Genomic DNA, 16,311 nt, shown 5'->3' with positions numbered 1-16,311 from the left:
AGCGGTCGTCCGGCAGCGTTTGCAAATTGAATTTGCCAACTCTGTGCCTGCGCTTAAGCCTATCATCGCTACCTATGCCTTCCTCTTGGTCATAAGTCCGAGATCCTTCTCTCTATGGTCGATTGACGTTCCCCGCGAAGGGTGGTTCGCGGTGAATTATATTGTCAATTATCATAAGAATAAAGAAAGGGGCGGAATGATTTCATTCCTTCAACTTAAGTCGCGCAGTATCGGCGCTGGTGCGTTGCTGCTCCTGGCAGCCTGCCTGGTTGTCACATTCAGCTTTACTCAGGCGCCGGCTGAAACCCGGTCTCGCTCCGGAGCCGGCGCTCCGCCTCCGGCAGCCTCATCACATTCGGCGCGCGATTGGCTGCCTTACGATCTACCGGAGACGGCCCCGACTCGGCGCGATAGCAGCCTTCGGCTCACGGTAGATCGCCCAACTGCGGGAGCTACCAATGCCGGTCGTCGTCCTGCCGTCGCGGCCAATCGCGGTCGCCCTCCTGCACCGGCGACCATTGCCGGTCGTGCTCTTCCGGCAGAGACGATTGCCGACCATCCGCTTGCGGCAGAGGCCAGTGCTGAGCGCCCTCTGGTGGCAGAGACCATTGCTGATCACCCTCTCGCGGCAGAGGCCAGCGCCGATCATCCCCCCGCGGAAGCGACCAATGCTGTTTCAAGCATCGCCGCGGACAGTGTCACGGCGCCGGCCGTCAAGTTCATGAGCTCGGCGCTACGGCCGATCACTTTCAGCCTTCTGATCGCCAAACCCGGGGAACTGCTGAAATCGGCCATCAAGGTGATGCATCTGCTCGGCATCATTCTGGGATTGGGCGCCGCGACGGTCCTCGATCTCGTGATCGTCAAATTCCTCGTCTCCGGAAAGATCAAGGCTGAACAGGTTGCGATGGTCAAATTCATGACCGGTATCGTATCGGCTGGCCTCGCGGTGCTCTGGGTTTCCGGAATTCTGTACCTGGCGCATTACGCGATGTTTGACCCGGTCAAGCTCGGGAACCAGAAGGTCTGGGCCAAGATCGCGATCGTCGGCGTTCTCACGATCAACGGCTACTTCATCCACAAAACGGTACTGCCGTTGATGGAAAAGCAGATAGGACGGTCGCTCTTTGCAGGCCTGTCGCGCAAGCAGATTACGATGATGATGGTCTTCGGCACGGTCTCGGCGACATCCTGGTATGTGCCGCTGATCCTGGGCGCCATGCCGCATTTCAACTTCATCGTGCCCGCTCCGCGGCTGCTCGTGGCCTATGCGCTGATCCTGCTCATCGCCATCGCTGCGACCCATGGCATGGTTGACACCATCCGGCGCCGCGGTCGCCTGGAGCCCCAACTGCAGCCCGCATTCTGACGCCAGCATGACGGCCTGCGCGCATGATCGGTGCGCAGGCCACAGTCGAAGGGCGGTTGCCTGGTCGCGAATGACCAAGCAACCGCCCTTCTGCGTTCGACGGGGCTGTGTCACCAATGGCGCCGATGCCGTTGCCACGGATCGGGCTGGATGCGATTGCAGCTTGAGCGGAGAGCAGGGGCTCAACCGTCGCATTCGCGTTGAAACCGGACGGTATCCCGCTACGGTGAACCTCCATGGGAAACGCCAGCCGGGAGCAGAGCCAGGATATGGCCGCCACCGAATTGAACGCGTCGGATTTCGACGCCAAGGACGCGCGCATCACGCTGTTTCGGGGGCTGCTTCAGGCGGTTGCGCGGCGTGGCAAGGGCCGCGTCGCGCTCGAGGATCCGGAGCGTCAGCCGGTKACCTTCGGCCGGCTCGTTCTGGGAGCGCTGGTTCTGGGGCGAAAGCTCGCTTCAGGCACGGAGTTGGGGGAACGCGTCGGACTGATGCTGCCCAATGTCCAGGGCATGGCGGTGACGCTGTTCGGGCTTTCGGCCTTTGGCCGCGTGCCGGCACTGCTGAACTTCACGGCAGGGGTGAAGAACCTGCGGGCGGCGGCCGAACTGGCCGGCTTGAAGACGATCGTCACCTCGCGTCGCTTCGTCAACCAGGCCAAGCTCGACGATGAGATCGCGGCACTCGGCGAGGGCAGGCGGGTCGTCTATCTTGAGGATATCCGCCGGGATTTGACCAGTTTCGACAAGATGCTTGCCGCGATGCAGAGCCTGGCACCGGCATTTGCCCTGCGGGCCTATGAAGGGCGGCCGGATGATCCAGCTGTGGTGCTGTTCACCTCCGGCACCGAGGGCAAGCCGAAGGGCGTGGTGCTGAGTCACGCCAACCTCGTCTCGAATACCCGCCAGATCTTTGCGCTTGCGGCCGGCTTCCTCTCCGAGCGCGATATTGTCATGAACGCGTTGCCCGCCTTCCATTCCTTCGGCCTGACCGCAGGGCTGCTGATGCCGCTGCTCCACGGCATGAAGGTCGTGCTCTATCCGAGCCCGCTCCATTACAAGCAGGTGCCGAAACTGATCGGCGAGATGGGCTGCACCTTCCTGTTCTCGACCGACACATTCCTCCAGGGCTATGCGCGCGCTGCCGATCCCGACGATCTGAAGAGCGTGCGCTATGTCGTGGCCGGAGCCGAGCGCGTGAAGCCGGAGACACGCGCGATGTGGCAGCCCTACGGCACCACGATCCTCGAAGGCTACGGCTGCACCGAATGCTCGCCGGTGCTCGCCTGCAACACTCCCGTCGCGACCCGCGAGGGCAGCGTCGGAAAACTCCTGCCCGGTATCGAGGCGCGGCTCGATCCGGTCGAGGGCATTCATGAAGGTGGGCGGCTGAATGTCCGCGGCCCGAATGTGATGCTGGGCTATCTCAGCGCGGACGAGCCCGGGCGTATCGTGCCGCCCGAAGGCGGTTGGCACGATACCGGCGATATCGTGGTGATCGAGGACGGCTTCGTCAGCATCCGCGGCAGGGCCAAGCGATTCGCCAAGCTCGGCGGCGAGATGGTCTCGCTGGCTGCGGTGGAAACAATGGTGGCGGCCCTCTGGCCTGGGTTCAATCATGTCGTTGTCGCGCTACCGGATGCGCGCAAGGGCGAGCAACTCGTGCTGGTCACCGAAAAGCCTGATGCCGACAAGGCTGCGTTGCAGGTAGCGGCGAAGCAGCAGGGCTTTCCCGAACTGTGGACGCCGCGCGCCATTTTGGTCGCGCGCGCGATTCCGGTGCTGGGCAACGGCAAGATCGACTATGGTGCGACGCGCGAGCTTGCGTCGACGATGCGGGCGCTGCTGTGACGCCATAATTCTACGGTTATTGCCCGAGTCATGATCATGACGGCCGCCTCTTCCCTCGCCGCAATAATGCGCGTCGCAGCGCTCCTGCCGGCTCTTTCCTTCGCGGGCCCCGCCGATCTCGCGGCGCAGGCGCCGAGCCAGACCTACGAGCGGCGCGACGAATGCATCGAGGCGGGACGGCTCACTGCTGCGCAATGTGATTTCGCCTATCGCAATGCCCGGGCCGAATTCGAGGAGAAGGCGCCACGCTATGCGTCGCGCGCCCTGTGCGAGCGCAGCCACAAGCGCTGTGGTGCGCAGGTTTCCTCGACGGGTGGCTGGGACTCCTTTGGCCGTGGGGGCGCGACTTATGTGCCGCGCTTCACCGGTGTCCGCGTCACGGGAGAGGGAACCGCGAGCCGCGCCCTGCCCGTGGTCGAGGGCGCGACGAAGATCGCCTTCGCCGGCCGCTCGATCACGACACTCGAGGACAAGATTGGTGGGCGGCGCGGCGTCATCGGCCAGGCCAGCTCGATTGGGAGAGGCGGGCGCGGCCACGATCCGCAGGAGAGCGGCCCCTATGTAAAGCGCGGCGATCGCGACGACACCGTGCGCGTGCCGATGGAGCAGAAGCGCATCGGCTCCGATGTTGCGCCGGGGCTCTATGTCGATCCCGATGGAGTCGAGTGGTACAAGCCCGCTCGCCGTCATTGAGGCGCTTGCGCCCGCCGTCTGCTGTCGCTAGGGCTGCGTCCACGCGGACGTGGCGAAACTGGTAGACGCACGAGACTTAAAATCTTGCGCCCTAAAGGCTTGCGGGTTCGAGTCCCGCCGTCCGCACCAAGCTTGCCTTGCGATTGCGCGGATCAGCCGCGCGGCCCGTGCCGAAACACCAGGCTCAGATTGTTCGCCGGCATCTCGGTTACGTCCGGCTCACCAAACCCTGCCTGTTTCGCCAGTGCAACGACGTTGCCGAGTTCGCGCAAGCCCCATTCCGCGTTGCGGGCGCGCAGGCTTTCATCGAAGGCGAGGTTGCTCGGTTCGAGGGTGCGGCCAGGCCGGCGATAGGGCCCGTAGAGATAGAGTGGAGCGCCTTCCGGCAGCAGCTTGCCGGCCTGCATCATCAGCCCACGCGTCGCGGCCCAGGGCGAGATATGGATCATGTTGATGCAGATGATGGCATCGGCGGCGGAGACCGGCCATTCGGCCGCTGCGGCATCGAGCTGAACGGGCGGACGAATATTGGCGAGCCGGCTTTCCCTGATCCAGGCCGCAGTACTGATGAGCGCATCCTGATCAGGGTCCGAGGGCTGGAAGGTCAGTGCGGGCAGGGCGGCGGCGAAATGGCTGACATGCTCGCCCGAGCCGCTGGCGATCTCCAGGACTAGGCCGGTGGCTGGAAGGGTCGAGCGCAGGATAGCGAGGATCGGCTCACGATTGCGCAGTGTCGCGGGGGCGAAGAGACGTGGATCAGTCATGGCTCGAGGCGTGCTCCGGAAGTATCGACGCTGTCATCGAAGGCCAGGTAGAGCATTCATCTCACCTGTCCCCCTTACAGTTAAGGCACGGAGCTTCTTCGCGCCCGCCAAAATTTCGCTATCACAAACTTCAAGCTTACCCATCGCCAAGTCGTCGCGATGCGCTATAAGAAGCCCGAAAGCAGGTCGATATTGAGCGCGGCCCTGCATGCTGCGGGCGGGTTTTGTTAACCGAGATCCTGATTGTCGTCGCGTTGACCGTCATTAACGGTCTTCTCGCCATGTCCGAACTCGCAGTGGTCTCCTCCCGTCCGGCGCGGCTCAAGGTTCTCAGCGATCAAGGCAGCAAGGGTGCAGCGACGGCGATACGCCTCGCGGAGCATCCCGGCCGGTTCCTTTCGACGGTGCAGATCGGCATCACGCTGGTCGGTGTCCTGTCCGGTGCCTTCTCCGGTGCGACGCTGGGTGCGCGTCTGTCGGAATGGTTGATAGGGCAAGGGTTCTCCAATCGTGTCGCCGATGGTCTTGGCGTCGGGACGGTCGTCGTTGCCATTACCTATCTCTCGCTGATCGTCGGCGAACTGGTGCCGAAGCAGATCGCGTTGCGCGACCCCGAGCGGGTGGCGGCGCGCGTTGCGCCGATGATGTCCCTGCTGTCGCGCATCGGTGCGCCGTTGGTTTTCCTGCTCGACCTCTCCGGCAAGACCGTGCTGGCGCTGCTCGGCCAGAAGGGCGAGTCGGAAGAAAGGGTGACCGAGGAAGAGGTCCGCACCATCATTGCCGAGGCCGAAACAGCCGGCGTGCTGGAGCGCGACGAACGCGAGATGATCTCGGGTGTGATGCGCCTTGCCGATCGCTCCGCCCGTGCGCTGATGACGCCGCGCCGCGAGGTCGAGGTCATCGATCTCTCCGATACAGCTGAGGAGATCCGCGCGCAGGTTCGTGCCTCCAAACGCTCCCGGCTCCCGGTTCAGGACGGCGAGTCGGACGCGATCGTCGGCGTCATTGTGGTCAAGGATATGGTCGATTTCCTGTCCGCCGGCAGCACCGAGGATCTGCGCGCCCTGGTGCAGGAAGCACCCGTGGTGATGGACACCGCCAACGCCCTGCTGGTGCTGCGGGAGATCAAGTCCTCGCGCGTCCACATGGCGCTGGTCTTCGACGAGTACGGCCATTTCGAAGGCATCATCACACCCGGCGACGTGCTGGAGGCGATCACCGGCGTCTTCCAGGAGGAGGACGAGGACGAGCCGCCGATCGTCACGCGTGCCGACGGCTCCTATCTCGTTGCAGGCTGGATGCAGGTGGACGAGTTCTCGCACGAACTCGGCATCCACATTCCGCGCGATGCCGATTTCCAGACGGTCGCCGGCTTCATCCTGGCCGAACTCAACCATCTGCCCAATGTCGGAGAGTTCTTCGAGAAGGGGCATTGGCGCTTCGAGGTGGTCGATCTCGACGGGCGCCGCATCGACAAGGTGCTGGTGAGCCGGCTGGATTGAGCACGCCCTTTGCCCTTGCACCGGCATGTCCGGTGCAAKGGCAGCCAGCTCGAAATCGCAATTGATCCTGCCGGAGTAGCCGTGGTCTGATCCCGGCCTAGGGGTTTTTCGCGACGACCCCGTGAGGCGTCAGCCCAAGGATCGCGTCTGTTTTCCTCATTCGGGGATGGACGCTCGCGTCTTCCAGCACACAGATCGCCACATCCCCCTTGTACCGGCTCATCGGTCTGCCCGATGCCCAGGCGATCGTCTGCGTGACGCGCTCACGTCCCAAAGGCCGACCGCATCGCGTGCCCCCCGGGCTGATTCGTCGCTTCGTCGCTCCGAAAGCGGTGATCCTGTTCGTGGCCCCTTCGGGGCGTGGCGGTGGCCGATCGCTTCCAGGCCGTTCCCTTCGATATCGACGGCGTATTCTGGAGTGATCGCGGCGAGCGTTGCAGCTTTGACATCATGCTGGAGGAGTTTGGCCTCGCCTCGGCGGTGCTGGGTCGTCTCGCCACGATCGTGCGCGCCGCCGATACGGCGCGGCTCGACCTGGTGCCGGAATCCGCCGGTTTCCTGGCTGCCTCGCTGGGGCTATCGCGCATGTTCAATGACGATCTGGCACAACGCGATGCCGGTATGCTGCTCTATCACGCCTTTCTATCGCTGGTGCCGGGATGCAACCGAAGAAACCCATAACTGGCCGTCCCCGACGAGTAGGACCTGAGCGGCGGCCATGACGATCGCAGCGACGGACAAGGCGGCGCCAGCAGTGGCGGGCATGCCGACGCTCGGTGAAGCAACGAGGGTGTGGGCCTGGCCGCGATGATTGCAATGCTGCGCTTCAAGGTCGGGATGATCCCGACGCTTGCCGCCTGCGCGGCTGCGGGCCTCCTGCTGTAGAGGCTATCCTTCTGGGGGGCCAGAGCATCGCGCCGAAGAGTGGAAACCACGTTTCGGAGACATCCGATGCTACGCAAAGCGATCGTTCGCCGCCATGCATCCGGTCGGACGCATGGCGATCGTGTCAGCGCCGCGGCTGCTCGCCAGGCTCGATGATGCGGTACTCGGCATCGATGACCTCGACGCGCGCAGCACCCGGACGGACCGGAGCGAACGGATCGCGCTGGTCGAACCCGGCAGCCTTCAGCTTGCTCTTCAGGCGCCAGGCCGCGATCGCGCCGGCAGCAAGCACGACGGGAATGAGGATCAGGGCGAGGCTCGCTGCGAGGAGGAACAGCGTCACGCCAAGAACGAGGCTTGCTGCCACGGTCAGCCAGGAGGCCCAGCGCGGCATGCGAGTCCTCTGGCCGGCGAGCTGCTCGTAGAGATTGACGCGGATCATGTGGTCTCCATCCGATGGTTCCACATGAGAGATAGGAAGTGAATGCGGCGAAGGCGAGATGCCCTAGGCTTGCAATCGCCAATCGTAGAGCCAATCGAGACGATGGCGCATGCCATCGGGCCCAAGGCGGCGCATTGCGAAGTTGCGCGCGATAGTCCAGGGCCATTCCAAATGATAGGCCCGACCGTTGCTGCGGCTCGTGGCCTGGACGCGCCGGGCACGGTCCTGCCGGGCTGTCGCATAGGCCGCGAGCGCCGCCGGTAGCGCTGCGGCGCCGCCCTGCTGGAGATGAACCGTCAGTTCCTGCGTCAGGACGCCGGCATCCTCGATCGCCAGCGCGGCACCCTGCGCCATGAAGGGCAGGACCGGATGGGCGGCATCGCCGAGCAAGGCGATGCGCCCCTGTGCCATCGCTGCGGGCGGCCGGTCGAAGAGCGACCAGACCAGCCAGCGGGGCGCCGCTGTCGCAAGCTTGTGCAGCACGGGCTCGGCCTTGGTGAGATGAGCGGCGAGTTGCCCGGGCTCACCGTCGCGGGACCAACCCTCACGGGCCTCCTTCGCTTCGCGAATGACGACGAGATTGGTCTCGCGACCACCGGAGACAGGGTAATGCACGGCATGGCGGCCCGGGCCGAGATGCAGGGTCACGACGCCGGGCGCGGCGCGGCCGCCGGCGTTGGGTACCAGGGTCCGCCAGGCCTCATAGCCGGTGAAGACCGGCGGAGCGTTATCACCGATGAGTTCGCGGCTGCGCGACCAGAGCCCGTCGGCGCCGACCAGCGCCAGTGCCGAAATGGTCTCCAACTGGCCGGCTTCGGTCGCGAGCGTCGCGGTGATGCCGTCCGCGTTCTGGGCGATGTCGCGCAGGCCGCGGCCGACGATGAGCCGGATGCCGCGCAGGGAACGGGCGGCGTCGAGCAGCAGAGTGTGCAGGTCGGTTCGGCGTATGGTGCGGAAGGGTGTTCCGGAGCCGACGGCGGTCATCGGCATTTCTGCCAGCGGAGAGCCATCCTGCCAGCGTCGCACAACGAGGCGTTCGGCAACCACAGAGGCGCGCTTGACGGCGAGGCCGAGATCGAGAGCTTCGAGAACATGCCCGGCATTTGGCGAAAGCTGGATGCCGGCACCGGTTTCCCCGAAGCCGGTGCGCTTTTCCGCGACCGTCACGGAGAAGCCGCGCCGCGCGAGTGCAATGGCGGCTGTAAGTCCGCCGATGCCGGAGCCGGCGATCAGGATATGGGGAGCGGACACGGCTGTCTTCGGCAATCGGATGCGCCAGAAACCGGAACGACCGGTCGCGATCGGAAGCGGCGGGCGCCTTGAACGCCGGCGCCCGTCACGCTGCCTTGGCTGCCTCGTGATGGGCGCATTCCGGCGGCGTGCAGGCGCCTGCCGACAGCGAGGGCTCGTATTTGAACAAGGTCGAGCAATAAGGGCAGATGATCTCGCCGTCTGAGCCCATGTCGAGGAAAACATGCGGGTGATCGAAGGGCGGCTTGGCCCCGATGCACATGAATTCCTTCGCGCCGACATGAATGACGGCAACGCCGGGCTGGTTATGGAAATGCGGGATGCCCGTATCGGCCATGGATCATGCTCTTGCGTTGATTTGCCCCACCTCTAACCCGTCACGCCGGCCCGCGCCAGTGTGCGCAAGCGCCTCAGGGCGCCCGGAAGCAGGCACCTGCAATCGATCCGGTGCGCGCGCTTTCCTCCCGGGTGAGCGTGTTTGACAGGACTTTTTGCCAGAGTCCGTCGCGCTTGAGGCCATCGATCGCGCAATTGCAGGCCTTCTCGCACACTTGCAGCGAGGTTTCGGCGCTGACACAGCTGCGCAGGCAGGAGATCAGAAACGGGCGCGCTTCCTGCTCGGGGCCGACGGCCAGCCGCATGACGATGAGCAGCACTCCGATGAAGATCGGCTGGTGCAGCAGGTAGACGCTGAGGCTGTGCCGCCCGCCCCAGGCGATGACGCGGGCCGGCAGCGAGCGCGCCTGCCAGTGGCTCCAGCTTCCCTGCCTGGCGAGCGCCATCTTTCCGAGAGCCATGCCTGCCAGCACGCATCCGAACCAGGGCACGATCGGTACGAAATCGGCGGTTGCCCCGGAGACATGAGCGAAGCCGAGCCAGAGCAGCCAGGGTTGATCGAGCATTTGCGGCGCAGGAAGCAGTGGCAGCGCGAATAACAGGGCGCTGAACAGGAGCAGGACAGCGGCCGGCAGTCGCAGGAAGGGCAGGGCGAGCACGCTGGAGAGCGCGATATTGTGGAGGATGCCGAAGTAGATGAAGCTCTCCGGCATGGCGAACCAGGTCGCGATCGTGACCAGCGCCGCGGCGCCTACGACCATGGCCAGCCGGCGGAAATAGGCGGACAGGTTMACGCCCMTGCGCGTCGCCAGCACCAGGCTGAAGCCGACGATGGTCAGGAAGGACCCTGCGATCAGGCGCGCGAAGGCGCTCCAGCCGGGATGGGCGGGGACATCGGTTGCAATCAGGTCAAAATGGGAAAGATCATAGGCGAAGTGGTAGACGAACATCGCCAGCAGAGCGAGGCCGCGGGCAAGATCGACAAGGTCGATCCGGCGGCGTGGAAGCGACGATGTCGGGGCCGTCTCAGCGTGGCTCATATCAGCCTTCATAGGCAAGCGGCGGAAACACAGCTACACAAAGTCGCTCCTGCATGGCAGGTGAAGACCCCCCGCAGCTTCCGCGACGTGCCATGCAGAAATTCTCCTCGGACGGCGTCAATCTCGCCTTCATCGACCTCGCCCCGACCAATGACGCGCCGCGCGGCGAGAGCATCATCCTGGTCCATGGCTTTGCCTCCAGCCACATGGTCAACTGGGTCAATACGCAGTGGACGAAGACATTGACCCATGCGGGTTACCGTGTCGTTGCGCTCGACAATCGCGGCCACGGCCAGAGCGACAAACCGCATGAGCCGGAGGCCTATTCCTCGCACATCATGGCGGAGGATGTGCGCCGCCTGATGGATCACCTCGAGATCGCGCGGGCGGACGTGATGGGTTATTCGATGGGCGCGCGCATCTCGGCCCATCTCGCGCTTGCCCATCCGCAGCGCCTGCGTTCGCTGCTGCTCGGCGGGCTCGGCATTCATCTTGTCGAGGGCGTCGGCCTGCCGCTCGGCATTGCGGATGCGATGGAGGCTCCCTCGCTCGATGTCCTGAGCGACCCGATGCAGCGGATGTTCCGTGCCTTTGCGGACGCCAACAAGAGCGATCTCAAGGCACTCGCAGCCTGCATTCGCGGGTCGCGGCAGACGCTCACGCCAGACGAGGTCGGCCGCATCGCGATGCCGGCCCTGGTCAGCGTCGGAACCAAGGACGATGTCGCGGGCTCCGGGCAGGAACTCGCGGCTCTCATTCCGAATGCGGAGGCTTTCGCGATCGAGGGGCGCGATCACAACCTCGCAGTTGGGGACAAGACCCACAAGCAGGCCGTGCTCGATTTCCTCAGATGGCTCTGAGCCGACGATTTCATCGCCTCGCGATGACATGCCGGCGGATGCAACGGTTTGGGGCGGATATCCCAGGTTTGATGCCGGTTTCCCTGCGGTCCAGGCAGGGCAAGGCAGCGTTCTTGTTTGGCATTGCAGCATGGCGCCGTGCTAGAGTGCGGTTCTGAAACACACCGTATTMCGGAGAACGATCATGCCGTCAGGGCGCTCCGTCGTAGAACCGCGCCACCCGGTCACCGGGCTCGACAGGGTCGATCCGGTTTGGACTCGGCTGCGGCGCGAGGCCGAACAGGCGCTCGGCATCGAGCCAGCGCTGGGCAGCCTGATTCTGTCGTCGATTCTCAACCAGCCGAGTTTCGAGGCGGTGGTCGGCCATCGCGTGGCGGCGCGGCTCGCGCATCCCGCTCTCGGGGCGGATCTGATCGAGCAGGCCTTTGCCGAGGCCATCGCTGCCGACCCCGAGATCGCCCAGGGCATGCGCGCCGATGTTCTTGCGGTGCTCGACCGTGACCCGGCCTGCAAGCGGCTGATCGAGCCCGTGCTGTTCTTCAAGGGCTTCCACGCCCTGCAGGGCCACCGGCTGGCGCATTGGCTGCTCAACCAGGGGCGTCGCGATTTCGCGCTTTATCTGCAGAGCCGTTCCTCCGAAGTATTCCAGACCGACATCAATCCCGCGGCGCGCATCGGCAAGGGCATTTTCCTCGACCATGCAACGGGCCTCGTGGTCGGCGAAACGACTGTGATCGAGGATGACGTCTCGATGCTGCAGGACGTGACGCTGGGCGGCACCGGCAAGGAGAGCGGCGACCGCCATCCGAAGATCCGCAAGGGGGTCCTGATCGGCGCCGGCGCCAAGATCCTCGGCAATATCGAAGTCGGCAAATGCGCCCGTGTCGCAGCCGGTTCAGTCGTGCTGACTGCGGTGCCGCGCAACACCACCGTTGCCGGCGTACCCGCAAAGGTAGTCGGGGAAGCGGGCTGCGCCGAGCCGTCGCGCTCCATGGATCAGATTCTCGCCGGCGACTGCGGCGCTCACATCTGAGCACCAATCCGTCCTGACGCCTGCAGCCAATCGGCGACCTCCTGGCGGCGGGGGTGACCTTGTGCCGGCAACAGCAGGGTCATCCGGTCCGGTGTCGTCAACGCAGGTCCAAGCGGCGCGACCAGCCGACCATCGGCAAGATAGGGCTGGAGCAGGCTGAGCCGGCCCATCAGCACGCCAGCACCCGACAGCGCAGCATCGAGCGCGACGCTGTAGAGCGAGAATGACGGGCCACGCGCCGGATCGACGCTCTCACCGGCGTCGATGGAGGCCAGCCAGCGCGCCCAGTCGCCGCGCCAGACCGCGTCGTGCAGCAGGGTCTCATCAGCGAGGCCGGCAACGGTCTGGAGCCGGGATGCGACGGMGGGAGAGCAGACCGGTGTGATCGCATCAGGGTCGAGCACGAGCGCCGATGGAGCGGCCTTGCCATCCCCAAGATAGAAGATTGCGATGTCGCAAAGCTCGTGCCTTGTGTTCGGTGGTTGCTCCATGGCCGAGACCGAGACCTGCAATCCGGGGAACGCTTGCTGAAGCCCGGCAAGACGCGGTGAGAGCCATAGCTGGGCGATGCAGGGCAGGGCGGCGATGGTGAGCGTGCGGCTCTCATGCCCTCCGCCCAGTTCCAGCATCGACGATGCCAGCAGATCAAAGCCGCGGCTGAGGCGCGGCAGCGCCGCACGGGCAGCCGGCGTCAAGGCGACACCTTGTGGCAACCGCCGGAACAGCTGGACCCCGAGCGCTGCCTCCAGCTGTCGGATCTGCTGCGTCACCGCGCCAGCCGTCACTCCGAGTTCCTCTGCTGCCTTGGCAAAACTCTCGCAGCGCGCGGCGGCCTCGAAGGCACGTAGCGCGTTGAGTGGGGGCAGACGGGGGCGTGGTGGCGTCACGGGCATGGCGACCTGTCGGAGCCTTAGATTTTCTCTGTCTTGCGGCGACGATAACTCGTTTGCGCCACCTGCGGCAAACGGCTCCAATCACGGCGTACCGCGCGTTGCGGTTCGACCGGATGGAGAAACGGACATGGCGGCGTTGGGCAGGCGCGACTGGGTGCCAGCGGCAAGCGAGGACTACGTGCTCACGGTCGCCGAGACCGTCGCCCTGCAGGATCTCGATGCGACCGAGCGGTCGATCCAGGCGTTGACGACGGAGAACCGCGCGATCCACGAGCGCGATTGCGTCAATCTCAACCCCGCAACCAATATCATGAACCCGAAAGCGGAGGCGGCGCTCTCGGCCGGCCTGGGCGCGCGGCCTTCGCTCGGTTACCCCGGCGACAAATATGAGATGGGGCTCGAGGCGATCGAGAAGATCGAGATCATTGCCGCGGAGCTCGCGGCACAGGTCTTTGGTGCCCGCTACGCAGAAATCCGGGTGCCGTCGGGTGCCATCGCCAATCTCTATGCCTTCATGGCGGTGGCGAAGGCGGGGGACTGCATCATCGCTCCACCGGGCGATATCGGCGGGCATGTCACTCATCATGGCGCTGGCGCGGCCGGGCTTTACGGCGTCATCACCCATCCCGCGCCGGTCGACGCGCTGAACTACACGGTCGATCTCGGCAGGCTGCGTGAGGACGCATTGCGTCTCCGCCCGAAGCTGATCAGCATCGGCGGCAGCCTCAACCTGTTCGCGCATCCGATCCGCGAGATCCGCGCCATCGCGGACGAGGTCGGAGCGATCGTGCTGTTCGATGCCGCCCATATGTCCGGCATGATCGCCGGCCATGCCTGGCAGCAACCACTGCAGGAGGGAGCGCATCTGATGACGATGAGCACCTACAAGAGCCTGGGCGGTCCGCCTTCGGGCCTGATCGTCACCAATGACGCCGACCTTGCCAGGAAGCTCGATGCCATCGCCTATCCCGGTCTGACCGCCAATTTCGACGCGGCAAAATCGGCATCTCTCGCCATTACGCTGCTCGACTGGAAGGCGCATGGCCGCGCCTATGCGCAGATGATGGCGCAGACCGCGAAGGCGCTGGCCGATGCCCTTGTCGAACGGCAGGTCCCGGTCTTCGCGCGCGATCGCGGCATCACGACATCGCATCAGTTCGCCATCGAGGCGGCCCCCTACGGCGGCGGGCAGGCGGCCGCGAAACGGCTGCGCGAGGTCAACATCCTGAGTTGCGGGATCGGCCTGCCGATCGCGCCCGTCGCAGGCGATGTCAACGGCCTGCGGCTCGGGACGCCCGAGATCGTGCGCTTCGGCATGACAGCTGCCGACATGCCGGAGCTCGCCGGCTATATCGCTGAAGGTCTGAGCGGAGCTCGGCCCGCCGGGGCCGTTGCACGGGATGTCACGGCCTTGCGCAGCCGCTTCACGAAGCTGCACTTCATGCGCTGACGAGTGGCGGCCGGCGGGCAGGTGCGTACCGGCGCCGAAACCTCATGCGCCGGCCCGAAGCGTCGAACGCGGTTTCGGACCGATGCAAACACGGAGGATCAGCTCATCGGACCGGATACGAGACCCGGGGCGATGAGCTAGCCGCTGCGCTTCGCATAGCGATCAAGCATCTCGGCGCGCAGCGCAGCCTCGGAGACGAGATGCGCGCCGCCGAGCCAGATCGACTCGATTGCGCCGGTGCTGTCGCGGACCAGGCGTGCTGTCTCACCCGGGCTGTTGAAGCCCGACGCCTTGCTCAGGCGACCCTGGTCAGGAGCCTCGACCGCGATCTCTCCCGCGTCGAGAAAGGGCGTGAAGAGGGCCGGGCTGGCGCAGAGCACCTTGTTGCCGACGGGGACGAGATCGCCGCAGGCCCAGATGCTCCACCAGCGCCCAACCCAGCCTTCGGTCTCGGGTGAGGGGCCACCTTCATCGGAAAATGTCCGGACGATGTGGAGGATGCCGTCGAGCCATTGATGGGCCAACCCGTCAATGGCATTGGTCAGGACCGAGATCGTCAGGTCCTGCTTCGGCAGGACGACGGTACGGGTGATGAAGCCCTGGAAACCACCGGAATGGCCGAACCATTTCCAGTCGCCATGTCCGCCGGAAATCGTGCCAAGGCCGTAATGGCGGCCAAGACTGGCTTCGTCGTCGGGCCAGAGACGGCGGCTCATCTCGCGGCGACTGAGCGCAGACAGGATGCTGCGCTCTGCCTGCGGTGAAAGCTGCGCGAAGTAACGCGCGACGTCTGCGGCAGTAGCCACGAAGCCGGCGGCGGAGGTCATGGCGTGTCCGGGGTTGTCTCCGGGAATGACMACCCTGCGCCCAAGAGGCATTCTGGGGCTATGACCCTTGGCCATGGGGCGGTCTGCCCAGAGCCCGATATCAGGGCGGGTTTCGCTGAGTTGCGCAGGTGCGACGACCTCGGCGGCAATCCAGTCACGATAGGCCTGGCCCGTCACGGCTTCGATGACGAGGCCGAGAAGGCCGAAGCCATGGTTCGAGTATTTGAAGCGCTGCGAGGGCGGAAAGGGCTGCGCAACCGAGAGATCGGCGAGCAGCTCGTCCTTGCTGAGATAGGGCTTGCGGTCGAAGAACTGGCCGTTGTCGGCGCCATCTCGGGTCAGGCCGGCGCTGTTCGAGAGCAGTTGCGCCAGGGTCACGGCGGCGACGTCAGGATGCAGGCCGGTGACAAAGCTGCCGACCTTGTCATCGAGCCTGATGCGGCCCGCCTCGACCAGTCGCAGGATCCCGGCTGCCGTGAACGTCTTGGAATGCGAGGCGATGCGAAAGCCGTGGCGCGGCGTCAACGCTTCTCCGGTCTCGATGTCGGCGCTGCCGAAGGCAGCCTCCAGGACGATCTTCTGGCCGCTCGCGATGGCCACGGCGCAGCCCGGCTGATCGTGATGGCGGCGCTGGAATTCGAGCCAGCTCGAGACATAATTCAGGGCAGCGGGCAGCCAGGGCGTCATCGGGCAATCCATCATTGGCGATGTGGGGGATGGAACATGGCACGATCACCGCGAGGGCGGCAGATATGCAGGAGCAAGCGCTGCCATGCGAGCGTGACGCAGCGCGAGGCCCGGATCTCAGGTTGAACGCGGGCGTGACAGCGTTTCGCTTGCCCTCGCAGCCCGGCCATGGCATCCGTCCCGCCACTCTGAAAGGACCAACCAGTGGACAAGACAGAACTCGCCAAGCTCGAAGCCTATCTTCGGCGCACCTTCGCCAATCATGGCATCAGCGTGCGGGCGCGCATGAAGAAGACCGATTCCGCCGAGGTTTATCTGGGTGAAGAGTTCATCGGCATCATCCATGTCGACGACGAGGATGGCGACCGCTCGTTCAACTTCACCATGGCGATCCTCGACGTCGATCTCGAAGGCTGAGGGCCATCAGCG

Annotated in this window: 15 protein-coding genes, 1 tRNA gene and 1 pseudogene; 10 read left to right on the top strand and 7 right to left on the bottom strand. The window is 65.0% G+C overall.

The window, feature by feature from the left end:
* Nucleotides 1–19 precede the first annotated feature (19 nt).
* From AC1DIO_RS12660 to AC1DIO_RS12645, 4 genes are all read left to right on the top strand, one after another.
* The gene (locus AC1DIO_RS12660) at nt 20–1,369 is read left to right on the top strand and encodes a hypothetical protein (protein ID WP_441506170.1); all 1,350 of its coding nucleotides are present in this window, start codon (nt 20–22) and stop codon (nt 1,367–1,369) included.
* 236 nt (nt 1,370–1,605) lie between these two features.
* Nucleotides 1,606–3,219, top strand: a complete 1,614-nt coding sequence (locus tag AC1DIO_RS12655) for an AMP-binding protein (RefSeq protein WP_441506169.1) — start codon at nt 1,606–1,608, stop codon at nt 3,217–3,219.
* 36 nt (nt 3,220–3,255) lie between these two features.
* Nucleotides 3,256–3,912 carry a DUF1190 domain-containing protein gene (locus tag AC1DIO_RS12650; protein WP_441506168.1) on the top strand — a complete coding sequence of 219 codons (657 nt, stop codon included), beginning with the start codon at nt 3,256–3,258 and terminating at the stop codon, nt 3,910–3,912.
* 43 nt (nt 3,913–3,955) lie between these two features.
* Nucleotides 3,956–4,041: transfer RNA gene (locus AC1DIO_RS12645), tRNA-Leu, on the top strand.
* Nucleotides 4,042–4,064: 23 nt separating this feature from the next.
* Here AC1DIO_RS12645 and AC1DIO_RS12640 read toward each other — a convergent pair.
* Nucleotides 4,065–4,676 carry a DUF938 domain-containing protein gene (locus tag AC1DIO_RS12640; protein WP_441506167.1) on the bottom strand — a complete coding sequence of 204 codons (612 nt, stop codon included), beginning with the start codon at nt 4,674–4,676 and terminating at the stop codon, nt 4,065–4,067.
* A gap of 239 nt (nt 4,677–4,915) precedes the next feature.
* Between AC1DIO_RS12640 and AC1DIO_RS12635 the strand changes: the two genes are divergently transcribed.
* Complete coding sequence (locus AC1DIO_RS12635) at nt 4,916–6,178, top strand: hemolysin family protein (RefSeq protein ID WP_441491564.1); 1,263 nt, start codon at nt 4,916–4,918, stop codon at nt 6,176–6,178.
* Between the two features lie 270 nt (nt 6,179–6,448).
* Nucleotides 6,449–6,887: pseudogene (locus tag AC1DIO_RS12630) on the top strand (chromate resistance protein ChrB domain-containing protein); the annotation flags it as partial.
* A gap of 300 nt (nt 6,888–7,187) precedes the next feature.
* Here the strand turns inward: AC1DIO_RS12630 and AC1DIO_RS12625 are convergent.
* From AC1DIO_RS12625 to AC1DIO_RS12610, 4 genes are all read right to left on the bottom strand, one after another.
* A complete protein-coding gene (locus AC1DIO_RS12625; protein ID WP_441506166.1) occupies nt 7,188–7,505 on the bottom strand; it encodes a hypothetical protein in 318 nt (105 codons plus the stop codon).
* A gap of 63 nt (nt 7,506–7,568) precedes the next feature.
* Entirely contained in the window at nt 7,569–8,756 is a 1,188-nt protein-coding gene (locus tag AC1DIO_RS12620) for an FAD-dependent monooxygenase (RefSeq protein ID WP_441506165.1), read from the bottom strand.
* Between the two features lie 85 nt (nt 8,757–8,841).
* Complete coding sequence (locus AC1DIO_RS12615) at nt 8,842–9,093, bottom strand: zinc-finger domain-containing protein (protein WP_069880056.1); 252 nt, start codon at nt 9,091–9,093, stop codon at nt 8,842–8,844.
* 73 nt (nt 9,094–9,166) lie between these two features.
* Nucleotides 9,167–10,132 carry a heparan-alpha-glucosaminide N-acetyltransferase gene (locus AC1DIO_RS12610; protein WP_476853470.1) on the bottom strand — a complete coding sequence of 322 codons (966 nt, stop codon included), beginning with the start codon at nt 10,130–10,132 and terminating at the stop codon, nt 9,167–9,169.
* Nucleotides 10,133–10,224: 92 nt separating this feature from the next.
* Here AC1DIO_RS12610 and AC1DIO_RS12605 point away from each other — a divergent pair, with 92 nt between their 5' ends.
* Both AC1DIO_RS12605 and cysE read left to right on the top strand, forming a co-directional pair.
* On the top strand, nt 10,225–10,992 hold the full coding sequence (locus AC1DIO_RS12605) for an alpha/beta fold hydrolase (RefSeq protein ID WP_476853469.1): 768 nt from the start codon (nt 10,225–10,227) through the stop codon (nt 10,990–10,992).
* A 184-nt stretch (nt 10,993–11,176) separates the two neighbouring features.
* On the top strand, nt 11,177–12,025 hold the full coding sequence (gene cysE, locus AC1DIO_RS12600) for a serine O-acetyltransferase (protein ID WP_476853468.1): 849 nt from the start codon (nt 11,177–11,179) through the stop codon (nt 12,023–12,025).
* On the opposite strand, the gene AC1DIO_RS12595 is transcribed toward cysE, so the two are convergent.
* Nucleotides 12,016–12,918, bottom strand: a complete 903-nt coding sequence (locus tag AC1DIO_RS12595; protein ID WP_476853467.1) for a LysR family transcriptional regulator — start codon at nt 12,916–12,918, stop codon at nt 12,016–12,018. The two genes, cysE and AC1DIO_RS12595, sit on opposite strands and share 10 nt — an antisense overlap.
* Nucleotides 12,919–13,045: 127 nt before the next feature.
* On the opposite strand from AC1DIO_RS12595, the gene AC1DIO_RS12590 reads away from it, so the two are divergent.
* Nucleotides 13,046–14,368 carry a serine hydroxymethyltransferase gene (locus tag AC1DIO_RS12590; protein ID WP_441506161.1) on the top strand — a complete coding sequence of 441 codons (1,323 nt, stop codon included), beginning with the start codon at nt 13,046–13,048 and terminating at the stop codon, nt 14,366–14,368.
* A gap of 137 nt (nt 14,369–14,505) precedes the next feature.
* Here the strand turns inward: AC1DIO_RS12590 and AC1DIO_RS12585 are convergent, their stop codons facing one another.
* Entirely contained in the window at nt 14,506–15,882 is a 1,377-nt protein-coding gene (locus AC1DIO_RS12585; protein WP_441506160.1) for a serine hydrolase domain-containing protein, read from the bottom strand.
* Between the two features lie 204 nt (nt 15,883–16,086).
* On the opposite strand from AC1DIO_RS12585, the gene AC1DIO_RS12580 reads away from it, so the two are divergent.
* A complete protein-coding gene (locus tag AC1DIO_RS12580) occupies nt 16,087–16,299 on the top strand; it encodes a DUF3126 family protein (RefSeq protein ID WP_441491407.1) in 213 nt (70 codons plus the stop codon).
* The last annotated feature ends 12 nt before the right edge of the window (nt 16,300–16,311 follow it).

This window comes from Allobosea sp. 05T439, assembly GCF_056396005.1.
This window is presented reverse-complemented; position numbering and strand designations above follow the sequence as displayed.

What these genes read in the sequence shown, in the direction of transcription:
- AC1DIO_RS12650 (WP_441506168.1), top strand. Translation starts at nt 3,256, where the DNA reads ATGACGGCCGCCTCTTCCCTCGCCGCAATAATGCGCGTCGCAGCGCTC.
- AC1DIO_RS12640 (WP_441506167.1), bottom strand. Translation starts at nt 4,676, where the DNA reads ATGACTGATCCACGTCTCTTCGCCCCCGCGACACTGCGCAATCGTGAG.
- AC1DIO_RS12625 (WP_441506166.1), bottom strand. Translation starts at nt 7,505, where the DNA reads ATGATCCGCGTCAATCTCTACGAGCAGCTCGCCGGCCAGAGGACTCGC.
- AC1DIO_RS12615 (WP_069880056.1), bottom strand. Translation starts at nt 9,093, where the DNA reads ATGGCCGATACGGGCATCCCGCATTTCCATAACCAGCCCGGCGTTGCC.
- AC1DIO_RS12605 (WP_476853469.1), top strand. Translation starts at nt 10,225, where the DNA reads ATGCAGAAATTCTCCTCGGACGGCGTCAATCTCGCCTTCATCGACCTC.
- cysE (WP_476853468.1), top strand. Translation starts at nt 11,177, where the DNA reads ATGCCGTCAGGGCGCTCCGTCGTAGAACCGCGCCACCCGGTCACCGGG.
- AC1DIO_RS12590 (WP_441506161.1), top strand. Translation starts at nt 13,046, where the DNA reads ATGGCGGCGTTGGGCAGGCGCGACTGGGTGCCAGCGGCAAGCGAGGAC.